This window comes from Bartonella sp. AP11XZML (assembly GCF_042196445.1).
GTDB lineage: Bacteria > Pseudomonadota > Alphaproteobacteria > Rhizobiales > Rhizobiaceae > Bartonella.
This window is the reverse complement of sequence record NZ_JBHIQF010000049.1, coordinates 1-3,449: the sequence shown is the minus strand read 5'-3', so window position 1 is coordinate 3,449 and position 3,449 is coordinate 1. Positions and strand designations below refer to the sequence as shown.

General features: G+C 44.2%; 5 protein-coding genes. All 5 read left to right on the top strand.

The features are described from left to right. Nucleotides 1-61 precede the first annotated feature (61 nt). Nucleotides 62-1,453 (top strand): phage tail sheath subtilisin-like domain-containing protein, encoded by a 1,392-nt coding sequence (locus tag ACFIMG_RS05200; RefSeq protein ID WP_375678432.1) that lies wholly within the window; start codon nt 62-64, stop codon nt 1,451-1,453. Further along, nucleotides 1,453-1,959 (top strand): phage major tail tube protein, encoded by a 507-nt coding sequence (locus ACFIMG_RS05195; protein WP_375678431.1) that lies wholly within the window; start codon nt 1,453-1,455, stop codon nt 1,957-1,959. The genes ACFIMG_RS05200 and ACFIMG_RS05195 overlap by 1 nt, the downstream gene beginning before the upstream one ends. 2 nt (nt 1,960-1,961) lie before the next feature. Further along, nucleotides 1,962-2,249, top strand: coding sequence for a phage tail assembly protein (locus ACFIMG_RS05190; protein WP_375678430.1), 288 nt, complete (start codon nt 1,962-1,964; stop codon nt 2,247-2,249). 38 nt (nt 2,250-2,287) lie between these two features. Then, nucleotides 2,288-2,359 (top strand): GpE family phage tail protein, encoded by a 72-nt coding sequence (locus ACFIMG_RS05185; protein ID WP_081485993.1) that lies wholly within the window; start codon nt 2,288-2,290, stop codon nt 2,357-2,359. Then, nucleotides 2,356-3,449 (top strand): phage tail tape measure protein (locus ACFIMG_RS05180; protein ID WP_375678429.1); only part of this gene is annotated, 1,094 nt, incomplete at its 3' end. The genes ACFIMG_RS05185 and ACFIMG_RS05180, both read left to right, overlap by 4 nt.

The following is a 3,449-nucleotide window of genomic DNA, read 5'->3' as shown; positions in this document are numbered from 1 at the left end:
TTTTTACCTCTCATTTTTCCCATTCATTTTCATTCACCAATATTTCAAAGGAGCATAAAGTATGGCAACAGGTTTTTTACACGGTGTTGAAGTCATCGAGGTTGACGACGGCACCCGCCCTCTTCGCGCGGTTCAGTCTGCCGTTATCGGGATTGTTGGCACAGCACCCGATGCCGATGACCGAGCATTTCCCCTTAACACACCCGTTTTGGTTACCGGTTCTCTTTCACAAGCCGCTAAACTGGATAAAACGGGTAAGCGTCAAGGCACCCTACCCAATGCCCTTGATCTTATTTTCAAGCAAGTGGGTGCCATTGTTGTTGTCGTGCGTGTGAACGAGGGTGACAATGAAAATGCAACACTCACCAATGTTCTAGGTGGTGTGAATGCAAATGGTGCTTATGAAGGTGTTCATGCTTTGATTGGAGCACAATCCATTGTAGGACAAACACCACGCATTCTTATTGCCCCAGGTTTTACGCACAAACGCCCTATAAGTCTTAGCAAGATTGATGTGATAAACCAAGGAAGTGGTTACACTCAAGCAACTGTTAAAATTGCCGGCGGTGCACAAGCAGAAGCAATCCTGAAAGATGGAAAAGTAACGTCACTTGTCATTAAGGACAGTGGCTTTGATTATCAAACCGCCCCAAATGTGACGATTGAAGGAGATGGCACTGGTGCGACAGCCAAAGCCGAAATCAGTACAACCTCTAATCCAGTAGCGGCAGAACTCATTGGCATTGCTGAACGTCTGCGTTCTATTGTGGTGCTTGATGCACCAAACACAACAGATGAAGCAGCCCTTAGCACAGCAAAGGATTTTGATTCAAAGCGCGCTATTATCGTTGACCTTTTTGTAAAGGTGAATCGTGATGGAAAGATCATAGAACAGCCGGCAAGTGCGGCAGTTGCTGGTGTCATTGCTAAAACTGATTTTACACACGGTTTTTGGCATTCTCCTTCAAACAAAGTGATCAATGGCATTGTTGGTATTGCACGCCCCATTGATTTTTCCATTGGGGACAGATCAAGCCGCGCCAACCTTCTCAATGAACAAAACATCACAACAATTATCCGCGAAAACGGCTATCGCCTCTGGGGTAATCGCACACTCTCAAGCGATACAAAGTTTGCTTTCTTATCGGTGGTGAGAACCGCAGATATGATCAATGATGCCATTTTGCGCGGGCATCTATGGGCTGTCGACCGCAATATCAAAAAAACCTACATGCATGACGTAAGCGAAAGCGTCAATGCCTATTTGCGTGATTTAAAAGCACAAGGCGCTATTCTTGGTGGGCGCTGTACGCCTGATCTAGAGCTTAATACAGCAAGCGCCATTGAGAGCGGTAGAGTCTATTTCAATGTCGAATTCACCCCCACAACACCCGCAGAACATATCACGTTCCGTTCACACATTGTGAATGATTACTTAGAGGAGATCTTTTAATGACCGTACCTGTTTTACCAAGAGTTTTGAAATATTTTAACATTTTTGTCGACGGCATTCCCTATCAAGCAAAATGTGAAAGCGTAACATTACCGAATTTGAGTTTGGTCGTTGAAAGTTATCGTGGCGGAGGCATGGATAGCTCTATTGAAGTTGACCTTGGTCTTGAAACCCTCACGCTTAGCATGACCATTTCTGATTGCTCTCCAGAGTTGATGGCACTGTTAGGGCGCACCGATGTCAACATTTCATTGCGCAGTTCAATGCAAGCTCAAGGCACCCCCGCAGAAGGTGTTGTCATTACCATGAGAGGGCTTTGCAAAGGCTTTGAAATGGCAGAATGGCAACCGGGAGGAAAAGCAACTTCTACGGCTACATTCACATTGCAGTATTTCAAATATGTCCAGAAGGACGTTGAAATCGTTGAGATAGATGTCCTCAACTTGGTGAGAAAATTCAATGGCGTCAATCAACTCGCAGACCATAGAGAAAATATAGGATTATAAAAATGACCGTCCAAACAAGCATTACACATAAATTATTGATACCTGTTACTTTTGAAGGAAAAGAGCACACCACAATTACTTTACGGCGCCCCAAAACAAAAGATTTGCAAGCAATCGACAAAAAAGAAGGTATAGAGCAGACAATCGCTATGATCGCGCGCCTTTCTGAATGGCCGCATGAGGTTATCAGCGAACTCGACATCAATGATTTGGTAAGCATTGGAGAAATCTTGGAGTCTTTTATCAAACGGCGGGATACCTCGACTGGGAAACCGCCGCTAAACTCATAGCCGATATTACCATTGTGTTCTATTGGTCCCTTTCAGACATGATGGAAATGGAACCACAAGAACTCATATTCTGGCGAAAACAAGCAGCAGAAAGGTATAAGACAAAATGAGTGAAAAAGTTGCCGATGCAAAGGTGAGATTATCTCTTGAAGACAAACTCACCGCACCTCTCAAACATCTTCAAAAAAAATTCGATACATTGTCAAAAACACTCTCACATAGTTTGGGTATTCCGCGCTTTTCTGCTGCTGTCAAAAACATGACAAAAAGCCTTCATGGCGTTCAAAGTGCTCTTAGCACAGCGGCAAGTCGTGCTTCAGTCTTTACCGGTGTCTTAGGGCTTGCTGGTGGTGGTCTTGTGGCAAGTGTAGCCGCCCTCACCATGAAAACCATGCATCTGGGAGATAGTCTTTATCACGCATCACACCATTTAAATATGAGTGTTGCATCACTTCAATTATGGGGTGATGCAGCCGATAATTCAGGCACTTCTGCCGAACTTTTTCAACAATCCTTAGCGGTTTTAAATAGGCGTTCGGCACAAGCCTATGCTGGACAAAAAAGAGGCATGATGGGCTTTGAAGCACTTGGCATTTCTGTCAAAAACACTTCTGGAAAACTCAAATCCACTTCTGTCTTGTTAGAAGAAATTACCGACAAGATGAGTAAGATGAAAAGCCAAGCACAAAGACAGCATATTGCCGCTCTGCTGTTTGGGGGTGATGGTAAAGAAATGGCGACCATGCTTGCACAAGGCATGGCACCCATTAAAGAGCTGTTTGCAAAGGCGCGAAAAGGAAAATGGCTGATAGGTGCCGATGTCGCACGCTATGCAGCGGACTTAAGTGACAAGATGGGAGCCTTTAAGAAAAAAATAGGCGGTATCGCGAGCTTTATTGGCGCGCGTTTCATGCCCGTTATTAATGATATGATTGACGGTTTTTCAAAGTTGATTGATGAAAACCGTGACCTCATCCAAACAACCGTTGCGAGCTGGGCAAAAACCTTAAAAAAAGTCCTTAATGATTTACTTAATCCTACCTCTGATTTGAGAAGAGGCATCAGTGATCTTACAGAGAGAATTAAAGGCTGGTTTCAATGGATGAAACCTCTAATTGGTGAAATAACCCTCTTTAAGGTAGGGCTTGTAGCTCTTGGTTCCTTCATTTTTGGTCCACTCATTGCCGCATTAGCAGCCGT